The sequence below is a fragment of the Variovorax sp. dw_954 genome, from assembly GCF_018449755.1.
GTDB lineage: Bacteria > Pseudomonadota > Gammaproteobacteria > Burkholderiales > Burkholderiaceae_C > Variovorax.
Map to the genome: position 1 here is coordinate 489,481 of NZ_JAAVVD010000001.1, position 17,179 is coordinate 506,659.

Annotated in this window: 16 protein-coding genes; 3 read left to right on the forward strand and 13 right to left on the reverse strand. The window is 66.9% G+C overall.

All coding sequences use genetic code 11. The features are described from left to right. Positions 1 to 221 precede the first annotated feature (221 nt). Positions 222 to 1,211 (forward strand): ABC transporter substrate-binding protein, encoded by a 990-nt coding sequence (locus tag HB681_RS02175; RefSeq protein ID WP_213953097.1) that lies wholly within the window; start codon positions 222 to 224, stop codon positions 1,209 to 1,211. A gap of 21 nt (positions 1,212 to 1,232) precedes the next feature. Here the strand turns inward: HB681_RS02175 and HB681_RS02180 are convergent, their stop codons facing one another. The 11 genes from HB681_RS02180 to HB681_RS02230 all read right to left on the reverse strand — a co-directional run bounded on the left by HB681_RS02180 (position 1,233) and on the right by HB681_RS02230 (position 12,621). Further along, positions 1,233 to 2,462, reverse strand: coding sequence for an aminotransferase class I/II-fold pyridoxal phosphate-dependent enzyme (locus HB681_RS02180; protein ID WP_213953098.1), 1,230 nt, complete (start codon positions 2,460 to 2,462; stop codon positions 1,233 to 1,235). 45 nt (positions 2,463 to 2,507) lie between these two features. Beyond that, complete coding sequence (locus HB681_RS02185) at positions 2,508 to 4,043, reverse strand: M20/M25/M40 family metallo-hydrolase (protein WP_213953308.1); 1,536 nt, start codon at positions 4,041 to 4,043, stop codon at positions 2,508 to 2,510. Positions 4,044 to 4,154: 111 nt separating this feature from the next. Beyond that, positions 4,155 to 4,790: a phosphatase PAP2 family protein gene (locus HB681_RS02190; RefSeq protein ID WP_213953099.1), complete on the reverse strand. Its 636-nt coding sequence runs from the start codon at positions 4,788 to 4,790 to the stop codon at positions 4,155 to 4,157. Positions 4,791 to 4,993: 203 nt separating this feature from the next. After that, on the reverse strand, positions 4,994 to 5,896 hold the full coding sequence (locus tag HB681_RS02195; protein ID WP_213953100.1) for a polysaccharide deacetylase family protein: 903 nt from the start codon (positions 5,894 to 5,896) through the stop codon (positions 4,994 to 4,996). Positions 5,897 to 5,904: 8 nt separating this feature from the next. Further along, positions 5,905 to 6,948, reverse strand: coding sequence for a bifunctional UDP-4-keto-pentose/UDP-xylose synthase (locus HB681_RS02200; RefSeq protein ID WP_213953101.1), 1,044 nt, complete (start codon positions 6,946 to 6,948; stop codon positions 5,905 to 5,907). 23 nt (positions 6,949 to 6,971) lie between these two features. Further along, positions 6,972 to 7,913, reverse strand: coding sequence for a formyltransferase (locus HB681_RS02205; RefSeq protein WP_213953309.1), 942 nt, complete (start codon positions 7,911 to 7,913; stop codon positions 6,972 to 6,974). Beyond that, complete coding sequence (locus tag HB681_RS02210) at positions 7,913 to 8,905, reverse strand: glycosyltransferase (RefSeq protein ID WP_213953102.1); 993 nt, start codon at positions 8,903 to 8,905, stop codon at positions 7,913 to 7,915. Before HB681_RS02210 ends, HB681_RS02205 begins: the two co-directional genes overlap by 1 nt. Next, a complete protein-coding gene (locus HB681_RS02215; RefSeq protein ID WP_213953103.1) occupies positions 8,902 to 10,059 on the reverse strand; it encodes a DegT/DnrJ/EryC1/StrS family aminotransferase in 1,158 nt (385 codons plus the stop codon). Before HB681_RS02215 ends, HB681_RS02210 begins: the two co-directional genes overlap by 4 nt. Continuing rightward, the gene (locus HB681_RS02220) at positions 10,056 to 10,445 is read right to left on the reverse strand and encodes an SMR family transporter (RefSeq protein ID WP_213953104.1); all 390 of its coding nucleotides are present in this window, start codon (positions 10,443 to 10,445) and stop codon (positions 10,056 to 10,058) included. Before HB681_RS02220 ends, HB681_RS02215 begins: the two co-directional genes overlap by 4 nt. Further along, entirely contained in the window at positions 10,442 to 12,091 is a 1,650-nt protein-coding gene (locus HB681_RS02225) for a glycosyltransferase family 39 protein (RefSeq protein ID WP_213953105.1), read from the reverse strand. The genes HB681_RS02220 and HB681_RS02225 overlap by 4 nt, the downstream gene beginning before the upstream one ends. Positions 12,092 to 12,177: 86 nt before the next feature. Next, positions 12,178 to 12,621, reverse strand: a complete 444-nt coding sequence (locus HB681_RS02230) for a hypothetical protein (RefSeq protein ID WP_213953106.1) — start codon at positions 12,619 to 12,621, stop codon at positions 12,178 to 12,180. A 262-nt stretch (positions 12,622 to 12,883) separates the two neighbouring features. Here HB681_RS02230 and HB681_RS02235 point away from each other — a divergent pair, with 262 nt between their 5' ends. Continuing rightward, on the forward strand, positions 12,884 to 13,225 hold the full coding sequence (locus tag HB681_RS02235) for a hypothetical protein (protein WP_213953107.1): 342 nt from the start codon (positions 12,884 to 12,886) through the stop codon (positions 13,223 to 13,225). A gap of 59 nt (positions 13,226 to 13,284) precedes the next feature. On the opposite strand, the gene HB681_RS02240 is transcribed toward HB681_RS02235, so the two are convergent. Further along, on the reverse strand, positions 13,285 to 13,566 hold the full coding sequence (locus HB681_RS02240; protein ID WP_213953108.1) for a hypothetical protein: 282 nt from the start codon (positions 13,564 to 13,566) through the stop codon (positions 13,285 to 13,287). 211 nt (positions 13,567 to 13,777) lie between these two features. Between HB681_RS02240 and HB681_RS02245 the strand changes: the two genes are divergently transcribed. Continuing rightward, entirely contained in the window at positions 13,778 to 15,892 is a 2,115-nt protein-coding gene (locus HB681_RS02245; RefSeq protein WP_213953109.1) for a TonB-dependent receptor, read from the forward strand. A 41-nt stretch (positions 15,893 to 15,933) separates the two neighbouring features. Here HB681_RS02245 and metK read toward each other — a convergent pair whose 3' ends face one another. Beyond that, a complete protein-coding gene (metK, locus tag HB681_RS02250; RefSeq protein WP_213953110.1) occupies positions 15,934 to 17,160 on the reverse strand; it encodes a methionine adenosyltransferase in 1,227 nt (408 codons plus the stop codon). Positions 17,161 to 17,179: the final 19 nt, after the last annotated feature.

Below are 17,179 nucleotides of genomic sequence, written 5' to 3' on the forward strand. Positions count from 1 at the left end.
ACGGGGTTGAATCCGGGCGCCAGCGAGGTTGCCGGCTGCCGATCGACCCAAAGGGGTGCTGTTAGCACTCACCTTGAGCGAGTGCTAATGATAAGGGCATTTTTTGCGGTTTCAAGGGGCTGGAAGGGGCTTTCGCCGCCGTGGCTCCAGTACGTTGGAACGCGCGTACTCCGTGGCATGATGGCCGGGCGCTCCCCCTACCCGGCAGAAAGGTGGTGCGAATGATCGACAGACGCGGATGGACGAAGGCGGCATTTGCAGCGATCGCGCTCGGCGTGCCGCTCGTCAGCGCATCGCAATCCGGGGAGCAGATCCGTCGAATCGGATTCCTGTCGGGAGGCCCGCGGCCCCCCGACGGCCTGGCTCCGGCGCCGTTGCGAAACGCACTGGACGCTGCAGGCAGCGCCGACGGCAGGCGGATCGTCTACGAGGCCCGCTGGTCCCAGGGGCACCCCGAGCAGTTGCCGGGCCTGGCCGCGGAACTGGTCGCGCTCAAGGTCGACGCCATCGTGACGGTGGGGGGACCCCCCGCGGCAGTGGCCAAGCAGGCAACGAAGACGGTGCCGGTGGTCGTCATCAACGCCGGCGACGTGGTCGAGACGGGCCTGGTGGCCAGTCTCGCCCATCCGGGCGGCAACATCACGGGCATCGACGACCCGGCGGCAGTGCTGAGCGCCAAGCGGCTGGAGTTCGTGAAGGAACTCGTTCCCCGCGCCCAGCGCGTGGCGGTGCTCTGGAACGCCGGCGACGGCGCGATGACGCTGCGCTTTCACTCGATCGAGAAGGCCGCGCCGGTGTTGGGCGTAGCGATCGATCCCCTGCCAGTGCGCGAGCCGGACGATTTCAACGTGGCGCTGGCCGCCATGAACAAGGCACGGCCCGACGCCGTGATGATGATCACCGACGCCCTCACGATCCTCAATCGGAAGCGCGTGATCGACTACGCGGCAATGCAGCGCATCCCCGCAGTCTACGAATATGCCGCCGAAGTCCGCGCGGGCGGCCTGCTGTCGTACGGCGCGGACGCCGGCGAGAACATGGCTCTGGCGGCGGACTACGTCTACCGCATCATCAAGGGCGCCAAGCCCGCCGACCTGCCCGTGGCGCAACCCAAGCGCTACCACCTGACGATCAACATGAGCACCGCCAGCAGCCTCGGCCTCTCGATCCCGACCTCGCTTCTCATTCGCGCGGACGAGGTGATTCCTTAGGCGCAGCGTCCCGCGCCATCTTCAGGCGACCACCGGCCCCAGTGTGTCGTCAAGCGCTGCCTTGATATCCGCGATGAGATCCGCCGGATCCTCCAGCCCGATCGACAGGCGCATGTGACCGTAGGTCTGGAACGCGTCCGGATAGGCGCTGGAGCCGCGACGCGCATTCTTTCCGACGTGCACGATCAGGGAAACATCGTGGCCGAGGGACACCGCCGAGACGATCAGGCGCAGGTTCGCCACGAAGCGGTTCTGCAGTTCGGGCCCGCCGTCGACGGCAAAGGCCATGACTGCGCCATATCCTTCGAACTGGCGTGACGCCAGGTCATGCTGCGGGTGCGATGTCAGTCCAGGGAATGCCACGAACGCGACGCGAGGGTCCCGGTCCAGGAAATCAGCCACCCTCTGCGCCGTGGACAGGTGCTTCGACAAGCGCAGCGGCAGCGTGACGGAGCCGCGCATGATCAGCCACGCATTGAAGGGCGAGATGGAGCCCCCGACGTCGACGAGAGCGTCGTTCTTCAACTGGCGAACCAACTCCGCGCGGCCGATCACGGCGCCACCCATCGCATCGCCATGCCCGTTGATGTACTTTGTCAGCGCATGCGCAACGAAGTCCGCCCCATGTTCCAGACCCCGGAACATCGGGGGCGGCGTGAATGTCGCGTCGATCGACAGCATGGCGCCCCGCGCATGGGCGATGGCGGCAAGCGCCCGGACATCGGCCACCTTGGTGGTCGGATTGGCAATGGTCTCCGCGTGCACGAGCCTCGTGTTCGGCCGCATGGCGGCCTGGACCGCGGCGAGGTCGCTGATGTCCACGAAGGTCGCCTCGATGCCGTACCGCTGCGGAAGCAACTCGCGGAACAGGCGGGCGACGGCCTCGTACGTGACGTCGCTGACGACCACATGGTCGCCACTCTTCAGGAAAGTGAAGAAGATCGCGTGCAGCGCGGCAACGCCGGTGCTGAACACGGCTGCATCCTCGCCGCGCTCCAGTGCAGCCAGCTTGCGCTCGAGGCACATCTGGTTGTGACCCGAGTTGCGCGTGTAGAACAGCGTCCGGGAGTCCGACCAATCGAGCGCAGAGGGATCGTCAGGCAACTGGTAGGAGTTGGACATGACGATCGGCGTCAGGATGGCCCCTGTCGTGGCATCCGGGCTGTTCCCGGCATGCACGGCCTGGCTGTCGAAAGAGAGGCTTGCGGGTTGCTTCCTGTCCGGGCGTTGCGCTGGCTTGCGGCTGTCCATGTATTTCCTCCTGGGCTATCGGGCGGCGAGACAGCCGCAGAAGTTCTAGCGCGCTGCAAAGGGGTGCGTGATCAGGCTGTAGATGGTCCGCGTGCCATCGATGTAGTTGCCCATGCGCATGTTCTCGTTGCTGGCGTGCTGGTTGTTGTCGGCGTTGACCAGCGGCACGATCGCGAAGGGCACCTTCAGCGCCTCGACGATCTCGGCAGTGGGCACGGTGCCGCCCATCATGCGGATGCGCACCGGTTCGGGCTTGGCGCCAAAGGCGTCGACCATCGCCGTGTAGGCCCATTGCCCGACGGCTGAATCCATCGGCGTGCCGGCCGCGTCCCCGCCCTCGGTCTGCATGTCGAAGCTGGCCAGCTTGTCGTAGCGGGCGCGGTCCTCGTCGGTGGGCTTGCCCTTGACGAGGTGGTAGCCCTGCTTCTGGATGTGCGCCTCGACCAGCTTGCCGAGGTAGACGGCGGTGGAGTCGGGCGTGGTGCGCACGTCGATCTCGGCCACCGCGGTGTCGGGCACGATGTTCGCCGCCTTGTCGCCCACCGCCGCGGACTGCATGCCGCGCACGTTGAGCGAGGGGTACTGCATCGCCTCCTGGTAGTTGGCGCCGACCGCATCCGTCTTCGCGATGCCGAGCCGTTTTTTGAGCGCGGCTTCGTCGTCCGGCACGGCGGCCATGATCTTGCGCTCCGCGTCGCCGAGCTTCACGTGGTCGTAGTAGCCCTGCACCGTGACGCGCCCCTGCTCGTCCTTCATCGAGGCCAGCAAGGTGGCCAGGCGCTGCGCCGGGTTGGGCGAGTAATTGCCGTAGTGGCCGCTGTGCAGCGACACCTTGGCGCCGTACACGGTGAGCCGCGCCATGGCCGCGCCGCGGTTGCCGAAGATCAGCGTGGGCCGGTTGGTGGCGTGCATCGGGCCGTCGTGGATGACGATGGCGTCGCTGCGCAGCAAGTCGCGGTGCGCGAGCATGACCTTGCCGATCGAGGGCGAACCCTTTTCCTCCTCGCTGTCGAGCACCACCTTGACGTTGACGCCGGTGGCGTCGCCGCTGGCCTTGAGGGCGTCGATGGCGGCCAGGAACATCATGATCGGCGCCTTGTCGTCGGCCGATGACCGACCGAACACGCGCCACTCCGGGTCGACCGGGCCGTTGAACAGCGGCGCCGAATCGATCTCTTCCCAATCGCCCTTGGCATCCTTGCGCTTGAGCACGGGCACCCAGGGGCTCTTCTGCTGCCATTGCTCCGCGATCACGGGTTGGCCGTCGAGGTGCATGTAGAACAGCACCGTCTTGCGCTTCGGGTCGGCGCCGGGCCATTCGGCGAAGAGCATCGGCTTGCCGTCGTTGGGCAACTGCTGCGTGGCGAAGCCCCGCTTGCGGAACGCAGCTTCGAGCCACTCCACGTTCTTGCGGATGTCCGCCGACGCGATGGCGTCGTTGGGCAGCGCGAGCAGGTCGAAGTACTCGCGGAAGGTGGCCTGGGCGTACTGCGTCGCCACCGCGGGCGAAAGCTCGGCGGCATGCACGTGGCTCGCGCCAAGGGCGGCTGCGAGCGTGGCAACAAGGGAGAAGTGGCGCATGGTGTTGTTCATGCGCTCGAAGATAACGTCCTGTGGCTTGCGCGTGAAGGCGCACCCGTTCGAAAAAGACCTGCGCCCTACGCGTTGCAGACGCAGAAACCGCGGATGCGGTCAGCGCCCATTCATCAATGCCGCACCCAGCCTCGGTCGCGCCGCCCGGTGGGCGCGCGTTCGCGCGTCGCGCCACGCGACCACCAGGGCGAGCCAGCAGATGCCCTCCAGGGCGGCGCCGACGACATCGCTGAAATAGTGCGCGCCGAGGTAGACCCTGCTGAAGCCGACCAGGATGATCATCGCGGCGCAGGCCGCAGCGGCGAGACGTCGCGCAGGCGTCGGCGTTCCGGACAGCAGCGCGCAGATCAGCACGCCGTAGCACAGCATGGCGCCCTCCGTATGGCCGCTCGGGAAGCTGTAGGTGCCGAGCGCCTGCTGCGCGAGTCCGAACGAGGGCCGCGCCCGCATGAACACATGCTTGACCGCAAAATTCACAGCCATGCCCGAAGGGATCGCCCAGAAGGCCACCAGGCTCCAGAAATACCTGCGCGTCACGAACAGCCAATAGGCCAGCGCCACGGCGTAGCCCAGCATGGCGATCTCGTTGTTGAGCAGGCTCACGATCGTCATGACCCGGGTGCCGATCGCGGAACTGTTCGCGGCGAACCACATGCCGATCGCGGTGTCCCACTGGACGAGGGCGCTCCCCTTCCGGATCGCGACCGCGACCACGGCGAAAGCCAGTGCGGCCATCGCCGCGATGAGAAGAGGCGCCCGGGAAGGGGTGTGCAGGCGGATCGGCAGCGGGGAGGACGGCATCAGGAATTCACAACAAAGACAAAGGCTGCCTCGAGCATCTCTCGCGGCAACTGACCAGGACGTTGACCGGCATTGCCGCAGGAGGGTCTTTGCGTGCCAGGTTCCGCGATTCTGCGCAGGGTTTGAAGCTGGCCTGCCTACGCCGCCTCCTGCACCGCAAGCAAGCCCGAGCGGCCTTCCACGGTCCCTTGTGCGATGCGACGCCGCGGCAGCGTGCTGATGTCCGTCGCCCCATGAAGCGCGCCCATCGTCACGAGCGCGTGACCTTGGGCCTTCCATCCGGCCAGCAGGCGCTCGAACACAGGCATCAGCTTCTGGCCTTCCAGCTCCGCATGCAGCGTGTAGACCTGATCCTCGTGCGTCCCGGCGGTCATCCGCAGGATGTGCTCCGCCACGTTGTCGACCGTGATGTCGTCCACGCCGATCAGTTCATCGAGCGTGGGCAGCGTGGTCGGATACTGCGGCGGGCCGATCACCGCGCCGGCCGCGTCGACCGGCAGGAAGGGCCGCCCGCCGCGGGTGTCCGATGCATGGGCGATGCCCAGCTTCATCTCGGCCCTGGCCGCGGCATCGTTGAATTGCCACCCAGCCGCACCGTGCAGCCGCGGCGGCGTGCCGAACACCTCGGCGAAGCGTTGTGTCGCGCGGTGCATTTCGCGCTCTGCCCAGGCGGCGTCGTGCTTGAGCAGCTGGTCCTGCCAGCGCACGTGGTCCCAGCAATGCACGCCGACTTCGAAGCCGGCGTCGCGCACGCTGCGCAGCGTGCCGGCCTCGCGCTTGCCGATGTCGGGGCCGGGCAGGGCGACGCCGTACATCAGCGTCTTCACGCCATAGTGCTCGACCACCGAGGTGCGCGACACCTTCTTCAGGAAGCCGGGCCGCAGCGCGCGGAAGATCGCGCGCCCGGTGTGGTCCGGCCCCAGGCTGAACAGGAAGGTGCCGCCGGCGCCGGCCTGCGCCATTGCGCGGACCAGCGCGGGCACGCCCTCTCGGGTGCCGCGCCAGGTGTCGACGTCGACCTTCAATGCGATGCGGGCCATGGTTGCGGTCAGAGCTCCAGGTCGGCCGCCGCGGCGGCGTGGTCCTGGTAGTAGTCGAACAGCTTGGCCAGCGCGTCGCGCATGTCGACGGTCGGCTTCCAGTCCAGGTCCTTCATGGTGGCCTGGATGTCGGGCACGCGACGCGTCACGTCCTGGTAGCCGCCGCCGTAGTACTCCGCCGACGCGACGTCGACCAGTTGCACGCGCGAGGCGGCGTCCTTGTAGTCGGGCAGCGTCGCGGCCAGCGCCAGCATCATCTCGGCCAGCGCGCGGATCGAATGGTTGTTGGCCGGATTGCCGATGTTGTAGATCCGGCTGTCGGCCACGCCATCCTTGTTGGCGATGATCTTTACCAGCGCGTTGATCCCGTCCTCCACGTAGGTGAAGGCGCGCTGCTGGCTGCCGCCGTCGACCAGCTTGATGGGTTCGCCGCGCACGATGTGGCCGAGGAACTGCGTGATCACGCGGCTGGAACCTTCCTTGGGTGCGTGCAGGCTGTCGAGGCCCGGGCCGATCCAGTTGAAGGGGCGGAACAGCGTGTAGCGCAGGCCTTCCTGCTGGCCGTAGGCGGCGATCACGCGGTCCATCAGTTGCTTGGAGCAGGCGTAGATCCAGCGCGGCTTGTTGATCGGGCCGTAGACCAGGTTGGAGGTCTCGGGGTCGAAGCCGTCGTCGGTGCACATGCCGTAGACCTCGCTGGTCGACGGGAAGACCACTCGCTTGTTGTACTTGAGGCACATTCGCACGATGGGCAGGTTGGCCTCGAAGTCGAGTTCGAACACCCGCAGCGGCTCGCGCACATAGGTCGACGGCGTGGCGATCGCGACCAGCGGCAGCACCACGTCGCACTTCTTCACGTGGTACTCGATCCACTCCTTGTTGATGGTGATGTCACCCTCGAAGAAGTGGAAGCGCGGATGGTCCATCCACGGTGCGACGCGGTCGGATTGCATGTCCATGCCGTAGACCACCCAGTCGGTGTGGTCGATGATGTGGCGCGTGAGGTGATGGCCGATGAAGCCGTTGACGCCGAGGATGAGGACTTTGAGCATGGGAGCGGTCTCGTGGGAGTGAGTCAGGAGTCGACGGAAACGCTGCGGCCGCCAAAGCGGCGCGCGAATCCGGCGGGGTCGATGGGGCCATCGCTGTCGTGCGCGGCCAGGACGTGGAGCATGCTGCCGTCCGCGGCCTGCAGCCACAGGGCGTTGTTCTCGTTGATCAGGCGCAGCGCTGCATCGGTATTGGGCTTCTGCTCGACGAGTCTGGTTCGATCGATGACGATCTCGCACCCCCCGAAGCGGCAGAACGCGCCGGGATAGGGCGCCGCCAATGCGCGAACCAGGTTGTGGATCTGCTGGGCGCTGGCACTCGGGGGAATCCGGCCGTCTTCCGGCTTGCGGCCGCCGTAGTACCCGCCTTGCGAAAGGTCTTGCGCGCGCTCGGTGGCCGTGCCGTCCAGCATGCGTGGGAGGCTGCGCGCCAGCACGATCTCGGCAGCCGTCACCACCTTGCCGAACACTTCCGACGCCGTGTCGTCCTTCAGGATCGGCACGGCGCATTGGTCGACGATCGCGCCGTTGTCGGGCTTCTCGTTCATGCGATGCAAGGTGGCGCCGGTCTCGCGTGCGCCTTCGATCACGGCCCAGTTCACCGGCACCCGCCCGCGGTATTGCGGCAGCAGCGAGCCGTGCATGTTGAAGGCGCCGCAACGCGGCACGTTCAACCATGCGGCCTTGAGCATGTGGCGGTAGTAGAACGAGAACAGGAAATCCGGATTCGATGCAGCCGCCTCAGCCAGCAATTCAGGCAGATGTGCATCGCTCGGCGCCACGCAGCGCAGGCCGTTCTCGGCCGCCACTTGCGCCACGCTGGCAAACCAGATGTTCTCGCCCGGCGAGTCTTCGTGTGTGATGACCAGCGGCACTTCGACGCCCGCGTCGAGCAGCACGCGCAGACAGCGCACGCCGACGTCGTGGTACGCGAACACGATGGCGCGCGCGGGAAGATCGGGCTTCATCATCGGCGCTCGCGTTCCAGGATCGCGGTGATCACGTAGCGCGGCCGGGCGCGCACTTCCTGGTAGATGCGCCCGATGTATTCGCCCAGCAATCCGATGCCGAACAGCGCCAGGCCCATCAGCAGGAACAGCAGCGCGAACAGCGTGAAGACGCCGCCTTCTTCGGGTCCGAGGATGAGCCGTCGGCCCGCCAGGATCACGAACAGCAAACCCGACATCAGCGACACCACGATCCCGAGCATCGAGAACGCCTGCAGTGGCACCAGCGAGAAGCCCGTCACCAGGTCGAAGTTGAGCCGCACCAGGCTGTAGAACGAGTACTTCGATTCGCCCGCGTGCCGTTCCTCATGGCCCGTGACCACCTCTGTCGGGTTGCGCGAGAACTGCAGCGCCAGGGCCGGGATGAAGGTGTTCATCTCGTTGCACTGGTTGATCAACTGGATCACGTTGCGGCTGTAGGCCCGCAGCATCGAGCCGTGGTCGGTCATCTCGATGCCGGTCAGGCGAAGGCGCAAGCGGTTCATGGCGCGGGACGCCCAGCGCCGCCACGCGGAATCCTGCCGGTCCTGGCGGATCGAGCCGACGCAGTCGTGGCCCTTGTCCATCGCATCGAGCAGCAGGTGGATGTCCTCCGGCGGGTTCTGCAGGTCGGCGTCCAGCGTGACGATGCGATCGCCCCGGCAGTGCTCGAAGCCCGCAAGGATCGCGCGATGCTGGCCGAAGTTGCCATTGAACAGGATCACGCGCGTCACGTCGGGCCGGCGTTCGAACTGCTCGGCGAGCAACGCCGCCGAGCGGTCGCGGCTGCCGTCGTTGATGAAGATGACCTCGTAGTCGACGCCCAGTGCATCGAGTGCCGGATAGAGCCGCGCGAATAACGCGGCCAGGCCTTGCTCCTCGTTGTAGACGGGGATGACAACGCTCAGGGCGCGTTCCGCCGCGCGGTCGGCCGGCTGGAATCCGGCCAGTGGCACTTCGTATCCGGCGCTCATCTCGCTGCCCTCACGACCGCGCTGCCCCGCAGTTCCGCCACCACCTCCGCCACGGCCCCGACGACGCGATCGACGTCGGCATCGTCCATGGCGGGGAAAAGCGGCAGCGTGACCGTACGCTGGCCGATGTCCTCGGCCACCGGGAAGTCGCCGGGCGCATGGCCCATCGCGCGGAACATCGAGAACAGGTGCATCGCCGGGTAGTGCACGCCCACGCCGATGCCGCGCGCCTTCATGCCCTCGAGGAAATCGGCGCGCCGCGCGGCCAGGTCGCGTGGCAGAAGCGGCTGGAACATGTGCCAGTTGCCGTTCCCCTCCAGGTCCTCCGGGGGCATGTCGAAGCCGAGCGTCATGTCCCACAGCTCGAAGTAGCGCCGCACCAGCACGCGACGCCGCGCCGTGGCTTCGTCGATGGTCCGCAACTGGCCCAGGCCGATCGCGGCGGCGATGTCGGTCATGTTGGCCTTGGCGCCCCATGCTTCCACTTCCAGTTCGCCGCCGGGCAGGCGTGCGACGCCCTGCAGCCGCAGCAGCTCGAAGCGCCGGGCTTCTTCGGCGTTGTTCAAGACGAGGCACCCGCCTTCGCCCGTGGTCAGGTTCTTGTTGGGATGAAAGCTGAACGACACCATGTCGCCAAAGCTGCCGATCGCGCGTCCGTTCCACTGCGAGCCGAAGGATTGCGCGGCGTCTTCGACCACGCGCAGGCGATGCTTCGCGGCCAGCGTATTGAGGCGATCACGGTCCACCGGCAGGCCCGCCAGGTCCACCGGGATCAATGCGCGCGTGCGCGGCGTGATGGCCTGCTCGATGAGGTCCAGGTCGATGTTCCGCGTCACGGGATCGGCGTCGACGAACACCGGCTTGGCACCGACCGCGAGCACCACGTTCGCGGTGGCAACCCAACTTAGCGGCGTGGTAATCACCTCGTCGCCGGGACCGACGCCGCAGATGCGCAACGCCAGTTCCAGCGTGGCCGTGCCCGAATTCGCGAGGCGCACCGGACGGCCGCCCCATCGTTCGGACAGCGCGGCTTCAAGCGCCTGGCATTTCGGACCGGTGGTCAGCCAGCCGGAACGCAGCACATCGCCGACTTCTGCGATGGTGCGCTCATCGACCGAGGGACGCGTGAAGGGCAGGAATGGGACTGCGCTCATTGCGTGCTCCCGCTGCGTGCAACAAGAATCACGCCGACGATGATGACGGCGATGCCCAGCCAACGCTGCGCATTGACCTGCTCGCCGAAGAGCCACCACGCAAGCGCCGCGTTGACCACGTAGCCGATGGACAGCATCGGATAGGCGATGCTGACCTCGACGCGCGAGAGCGCGACGATCCAGACCACCACGCTTATCGCGTAGCACGCCAGCCCGCCGAGGATGCCCGGATGCAGCGCCAGCCCGGTGGCCGTGCGCCACAGCGCGGCGGGGCCGGCCGACATCGAGATCTCGCCGGCGGCGCTCGCCCCCGCCTTGAGCAGCAGTTGCGCCGCCGCATTGAGCAGGACGCCTGTCAGCACCCACAAAAAATCAATAGCTTTCATTGCCTGGATACCACTACTCGTCGTTGGTCCTGGTAGAGGACGCGCATGGGAAGGCCGCGCCGGTGCATGTCAATGTAGCTCGCGATATCCATGTAGGCCGCAGCCTGGGGAAGCGCTTGCCAACGTTGCGCGAACTCGTCGAGCGATTCAATCGAACGCCCGGGTTCCTTCAGCTGGCCCATCGCGAATTCGTCGGTGTAATCCACCAGGATGACTTCCTGGCGAAGGTAGAAGGGCAGCGTCTGGTCATAGCCTCCGACCGAGAACACGGGCGCCCCGGATTGTATGAGCGGCTGCAGCAGCGCGACGTATGGCGTGGCGCTCTTGAGCCGGCCGAAAGGTTCGTGTGCCGACAGTGCGACCGCAATGCCCGCGACGTGCGCGAGCGCCAGCGTCATGATCGCCAGCGTGTTGCGATTGCGGCGCAGCCACCACCATGCCAGCGCCGCGCCGCCCAGGAAGAGCAGGGCGCCGGTGCGCAGGCCCGCGCCCAGTTGCGCGAACACCTCGGGCGGCGTCGAGTTGGAAGCCACGCGTGCGCTTTGTGTCGACGCGGCCAGCGCAATCGCCCAAAGCAGGACGGGCACCAGCATGTGCAGGCGCAAGGTCTTCGCCGGGACGGCCACCAGCCGTTGGCCGAGCAACAACGCCATGGCCGGGAACATCGGCAGGATGTAGGACGGCAGTTTCGACCCGCTGGCGCTGAAGAACAGCAGCACGAAAGCCGAGTAGGCGACGAGCACGTCCGTGGCCGAGATGGCACTTTGCTGCGGCGTGGCATGGCGCTTCACCAGCCACGGCAGCCCGCTGAGCCAGGGCAGCATCCCGCCGAGAAGGAAGGGCAGGTAGTACCACCAGGCGCCTTCGCGCTGGTGCACCTTGGTGAGGTAGCGCGCAAAGTGCTCATGGATGAAGAAGAACTCGGCAAAGCCCGGGTTGCGCAGGGACACCAGCACGAACCACGGCGCGGCCAGCGCCAGGAAGATCAGCAGGCCCGAGATCCAATGCATGCCGCGCCACAACGACAAGTCGCGGCGCCAGATCGCGGTGATGACCAGCGCCGCCCCCGGTATCACGATGCCGACCAGGCCCTTGCTGAGAACCGCCCCGGCCATGGCTGCCCAGGCGAGCCAGATCCAGCCGCGCCGGGCTTCCGGCGTGGCCGTGGCATAGCGGGCGATCAATACCGCGCACAGCGAGATTGTCAGGAACAGCGTCAGGCCCGCATCCAGCGTCAGGAAATGCGCGTTGCCGAACACCCATGTCATCGACGCGGCAATGGCCAGGCTGCGCAGCCCCGCTTCCCTGCCCCACAGGCGATGGGCCGTGGCCCCCACCACCAGTGGCGTGAGGAATCCCGCGAGCCCCGGCCACAGCCGTGCGGAAAACGCGTTGAGCCCGAAAAGCTTCATGAAGATCGCACCCAGCCAATACTGCAACGGCGGCTTCTCGAAATAGAGGATTCCGTTCAGCCGCGGCGTGATCCAGTCGCCCGTGCGCAGCATCTCCCAGGACAGCGTGGCATAGCGGCCCTCGTCGGGGCTGATCAGCGACCTGGTCGCCAGCGAGCCGAACCAGAGCAACGCGAGCAGTGAAAGGAACAGGGGAAAGGCGACCCGGAGCGTCGGGTCCTCGTTTTTATTCATGGGCGCGATTTTCGAACACGTTGGAATGGCCGGCGGCAATGGCCACGGCAAGACGAGCAGCGCCGTCGGCGCCGCAGAGAACGTGCTCAGCGCGGAGGCGCAGTCTCGGGTGGACGGGTGCGCCAGAGCTGGGTGGACGGGGGCGCGCCGCCCGCATTCGGCACCGGCGCTGCCTCCGTGCTGTCGAAGACCCCCAGGAAGGCCGCCAGCACAACCCGCAGCGGAGCCGCGAGGATCACCAGGCAGAGGAAGGCCGCCAGTCCGCTGATGAATGCCAGCGGCAGGTCGATGCTGGCGGCCGACGGCACGAACAGCTTGACCTCGACGGCCGAAGGACCGGGGCCATCCTCGTCCGGCTGGAACTGCGCATCTTGCCCGAAGGCGCGAATGCTCAGTTCCTGCCGCTCGACCAGCCCGTCGACATCGAAATGCACCGACAGGAAGGGCTGCAAAGCGCTCACCAGCAACAACAGGGCGCACCACCCCTTCCATTGCCTGGCAATGCAGCGGGAGAAGCGCCGGGTCGACATCGCAGGGATCGTATGCAGCGTTGCTGTCGGCAACCTGAATACCCTTCGCACTGACTCTCGCACGCGATCATTTCCAGGGCCTGACGCAGCCGGCGCGTCTTTCCGGGCAGCAATTCACCCACCCGTTGTGCGCCTACGGGCAATACATCACACGGCTGATCCCGGCACGGTGTAAGACGGGCTTACTATCGAACGCGCGCACGGAGGCGCAAGCAACGGAGGCAATTTGAGAACGCGTAAATCAATCGGGTCGATCCTGTCCATGGCCGCACTCGGCCTGGGCTATGCATGCCCGTCCATGGCCGGGGCGACGGAGCCCGCGGTTAGCGGAGAACAACAGGAAGCGGACTACCGGGTGATCGCCGCGCGCTGCGGCACACCAGCATTCGAGCGGCGCTTCTACCACCAGTCCAGGGCCGCGGTGGCCGCCGGCCTGGTTTCCACCAACCGCGACACGGCGGCCGTCGAGAAGACGATCACCTCGCTGCGGCGAAGCCCATTCGTGCTGGTCGCCGCCTCGTCTGACTGCAAGGCGCAGATGGCGCAGCTCGAGGCGCTGCAGAAGCAGCGCAGCAGCCTGGTGAGGATTTCGAAAAGCAAATAGGAAACGGGGCGAAAGCCCCGTTTTTGCATGCGCGCGTCACGCGCATCCTGCGCGGTGATTCATGCGCGATGCGATTGGCGCCGGCCGTGCGAGAAGCCGGCCGAGAGTTGCCGCAGGGTCTGCAACTGGCGCGCTTCCTCAGCATCCCGCAAGCTCTTGGCAGCCCGCGCGGCCGCGTAAGTCACAAACACCACGTTCACCGTCGCAGCCCACGCATCAGCGCTCAGGGCTGGTTCGGCGGTGGACGAAGCGTCCATTCCGGGCACCGGCTCGTCAGGTCCGGGCGGGACGGGAATTCCCGCCTTGCGAAGGATGTTGGCTTTCTGGGCAACCGTCAGCATGTCAATCTCGAATGTCTTTGCCGCAGCGTATCCGGCGCCCCCTACGCAAGCCATTGGCTGTAAGTCGTATGTACGCGTAGGCCATTGCCAACTGCTTCCGCTTTTGCGGAGTTTCTTGCCGAGGCCGTGTATGCGTGCGCGTCGGGGGCGTTCCAAGGCATCGGGTTCGCGCGGGTTACCGCGCGTCCGCAACCCCGGAAGAATCGAATCGATGAAACGCCTGCACACCTTCGCCGCCCCGCTGATCCTCGTCACGCCCTGGGCGGCGCAAGCGCAGGAGGCCGCGCCCGCCGTCCTCAAGGAAATCACCGTCACGACCCCGAGCGGACAGGTCCGCCCGTTCGATGTCGCCGGCTCGGCCGACCGCGTCGAGGGCGAGGACATGCGCGATGCGCGCCTGCAGGTCAACCTCTCGGAAAGCCTCGGTGCGGTGCCGGGCATCCAGGTGCAGAACCGCCAGAACTATGCGCAGGACCTGCAGATCTCGATCCGCGGCTTCGGCGCGCGCTCCACCTTCGGGGTGCGCGGCGTGCGCCTCTACGTCGACGGCATCCCGGCCACGCTGCCGGATGGGCAGGGCCAGACCTCGAACATCGACATCGGCTCCGCGGACCGCGTCGAGGTGCTGCGCGGGCCGTTCTCGGCGCTCTACGGCAACTCCTCCGGCGGCGTGCTCCAGGTCTTCACCGAACGCGGCGAGGGCGCGCCCAGGATCGACTATTCGCTGGCGGGCGGCAGCTACGGCACCTTGCGCCAGAGCGTCAAGGCATCGGGCTCCAGCGGCGCGCTCGACTACCTGCTCAGCGGCAGCTACTTCCAGACCGACGGCTACCGCGATCACAGCGAGGCGCGCCGCAGCATCGAGAACGCCAAGCTCGGCATCCAGCTCGACAACGACAGCCGCCTCACCCTGATCCTGAACAGCGTGCAGATGCATGCGCAGGACCCGCTCGGCCTCACCGCCGAGCAGGCCGCGGCCAACCCGCGCGGCGCTGCGCTCGCGGACCAGTACGACACCCGCAAGACGGTGGAGCAGACCCAGGCCGGCCTGCTCTACGAGCGGCGCATCAACGCCAGCAACGACCTGCGCCTGATGGTCTACGGGGGCGAGCGCCAGACCACCCAGTACCAGGCCATTCCGCCCGCGGCGCAGGTCAATCCGCAGCAGTCCGGCGGCGTGATCGACCTGTCGCGCAACTACAGCGGCCTCGACGCCCGCTGGACCGCGCGCACGCAGCTTGGCGCAATGCCGCTCGAGATCGTGACCGGGCTGGCCTACGACACCCTGCGCGAGCAGCGCCGCGGCTTCGAGAACTACCTGGGCGGCGTGAACGCGCCCATCCTCGGCGTGCAGGGGCGCTTGCGCCGCAATGAAACCAACGAGGTCTACAACGTCGACCCCTACGTGCAAGGCACGCTGCACCTGTCCGATCGCTGGACGTTCGAGGCCGGCGTGCGCCACAGCAGCGTGCGCTTCGACTCCTCCGACCATTACATCGCCCGCGGCAACGGCGACGACAGCGGCGCGGCGGACTACAGCAAGACCTTGCCGGTAATGGCGCTGCGCTTTGCCGCCACCCGGGACCTGAACCTCTACGTCACGGCGGGACGCGGCTTCGAGACGCCGACGCTGAATGAACTCGCCTACCGCCCCGACGGGCGCGGCGGCCTCAACTTCGCGCTGCAGCCGGCGGTCAACCAGAGCGTCGAGGTGGGCGCCAAGGCACGGTTGGGCGGCGGCGTCCTGACGGCGGCACTGTTCGAGACACGCACCTCCGACGAAATCGTGACCGCCACCAACGTCGGTGGCCGCGCCACCTACCAGAATGCCGGCGACACCAGGCGCGACGGCTTCGAACTGAGCTGGTTCCACGAGACCGAAAGCCATTGGCGCACGCAGCTCGCCTACACCTGGCTCGACGCGCGCTACAGCGACGGCTTCTGCGCCTCGTCGCCGTGCACGCTGCCGAACATCGTGCGCTCGGGCAATCGCATACCGGGCATTGCGCAACAGTCGTTCTACGCGTCCTTCGGCTATGTGCCGGAACAGGGCTGGCGCGCGGGCGTGGAGGCGCGCGCGCTCGGAAACATCCAGGCCAACGACGCCAACACCGCGCAGGCGCCCGGCTACGCCATTGCCTCGCTGTACGCGGGCTATGTGAAACGCTGGGCGAACTGGGACTTCAATGCCTTCGCACGCATCGACAACCTGTTCGACAAGCGCTACATCGGCTCGGTCATCGTCAACGAGGGCAACGCGCGCTACTACGAGCCCGCGCCGGGCCGCACCTGGCTGGTGGGCGCCGGGGCGAGCTACCGGTTCTGATCAGGGTCGGCCGCAGCGTTGCGGCGGCCGGGGTGCCTCGATCAGGCCGAGGCGTCAGCCAGTTGCTTCGCGACGCCTGCCGGGCCCTGCAGTCCGGCCGCAGCCCGCAGCGTCGCCGCGGCCTTGGTCGATTCCCAGGTGAATTCGGGCTCCTCGCGGCCGAAGTGGCCATACGCGGCGGTCTTCTGGTAGATCGGGCGCAGCAGGTCGAGCATCTGGATGATGCCCTTCGGACGCAGGTCGAAGTGCTCGCGCACGAGGGCGGCGATCGCCTCGTCGGGGATCACGCCGGTGCCTTCGGTGTAGACCGTGATGTTCATCGGCTGCGCCACGCCGATCGCGTAGGCCACCTGGATCTGGCACTGGCGCGCCAGGCCGGCGGCCACGATGTTCTTGGCCACGTAGCGCGCGGCATAGGCGGCCGAACGGTCGACCTTCGACGGGTCCTTGCCCGAGAACGCGCCGCCGCCGTGCGGGCAGGCGCCGCCGTAGGTGTCGACGATGATCTTGCGGCCTGTCAGGCCGCAGTCGCCTTGGGGGCCGCCGATGACGAAGCGGCCGGTCGGGTTGATCAGGTAGCGCGTGTCCTTCAGCCATTCCTTCGGCAGCACCGGCTTGATGATCTCCTCGATGATGGCTTCGTTGAACGAGGCCTTCATCTTCGTCGGCGTCTCGCTCTGGTCGGGGTGGTGCTGCGTGGAGAGCACCACGGTGTCGATGCTGTGCGGCTTGCCGTCGACATAGCGCATCGTGACCTGGCTCTTGGCGTCGGGCCGCAGGAAGGGCAGGCGGCCGTCCTTGCGCAACTGCGCCTGGCGCTCGACCAGGCGGTGCGCATAGTAGATGGGCGCGGGCATCAACTCGGGCGTCTCGTCGCAGGCATAGCCGAACATCAGGCCCTGGTCGCCGGCGCCGGTGTTGAGGTGGTCGTCGCTGGCGTGATCGACGCCCTGGGCGATGTCGTTGGACTGCTTGTCGTAGCAGACCATCACCGCGCAACCCTTGTAGTCGATGCCGTACTCGGTGTTGTCGTAGCCGATGCGCTTGATGGTGTCGCGCGCGACCTGGATGTAGTCGACGTGCGCGTTGGTCGTGATCTCGCCGGCGAGCACCACGAGGCCGGTGTTGGTCAGCGTTTCGGCTGCAACCCGGCTGCGCGGGTCCTGCGCGAAGATCGCGTCGAGGATGGCGTCGGAGATCTGGTCGGCGACCTTGTCGGGGTGGCCTTCGGAGACGGATTCGGAAGTGAAGAGAAAGTCGTTCGCCATTTGCTTGAAACTCCAGTGA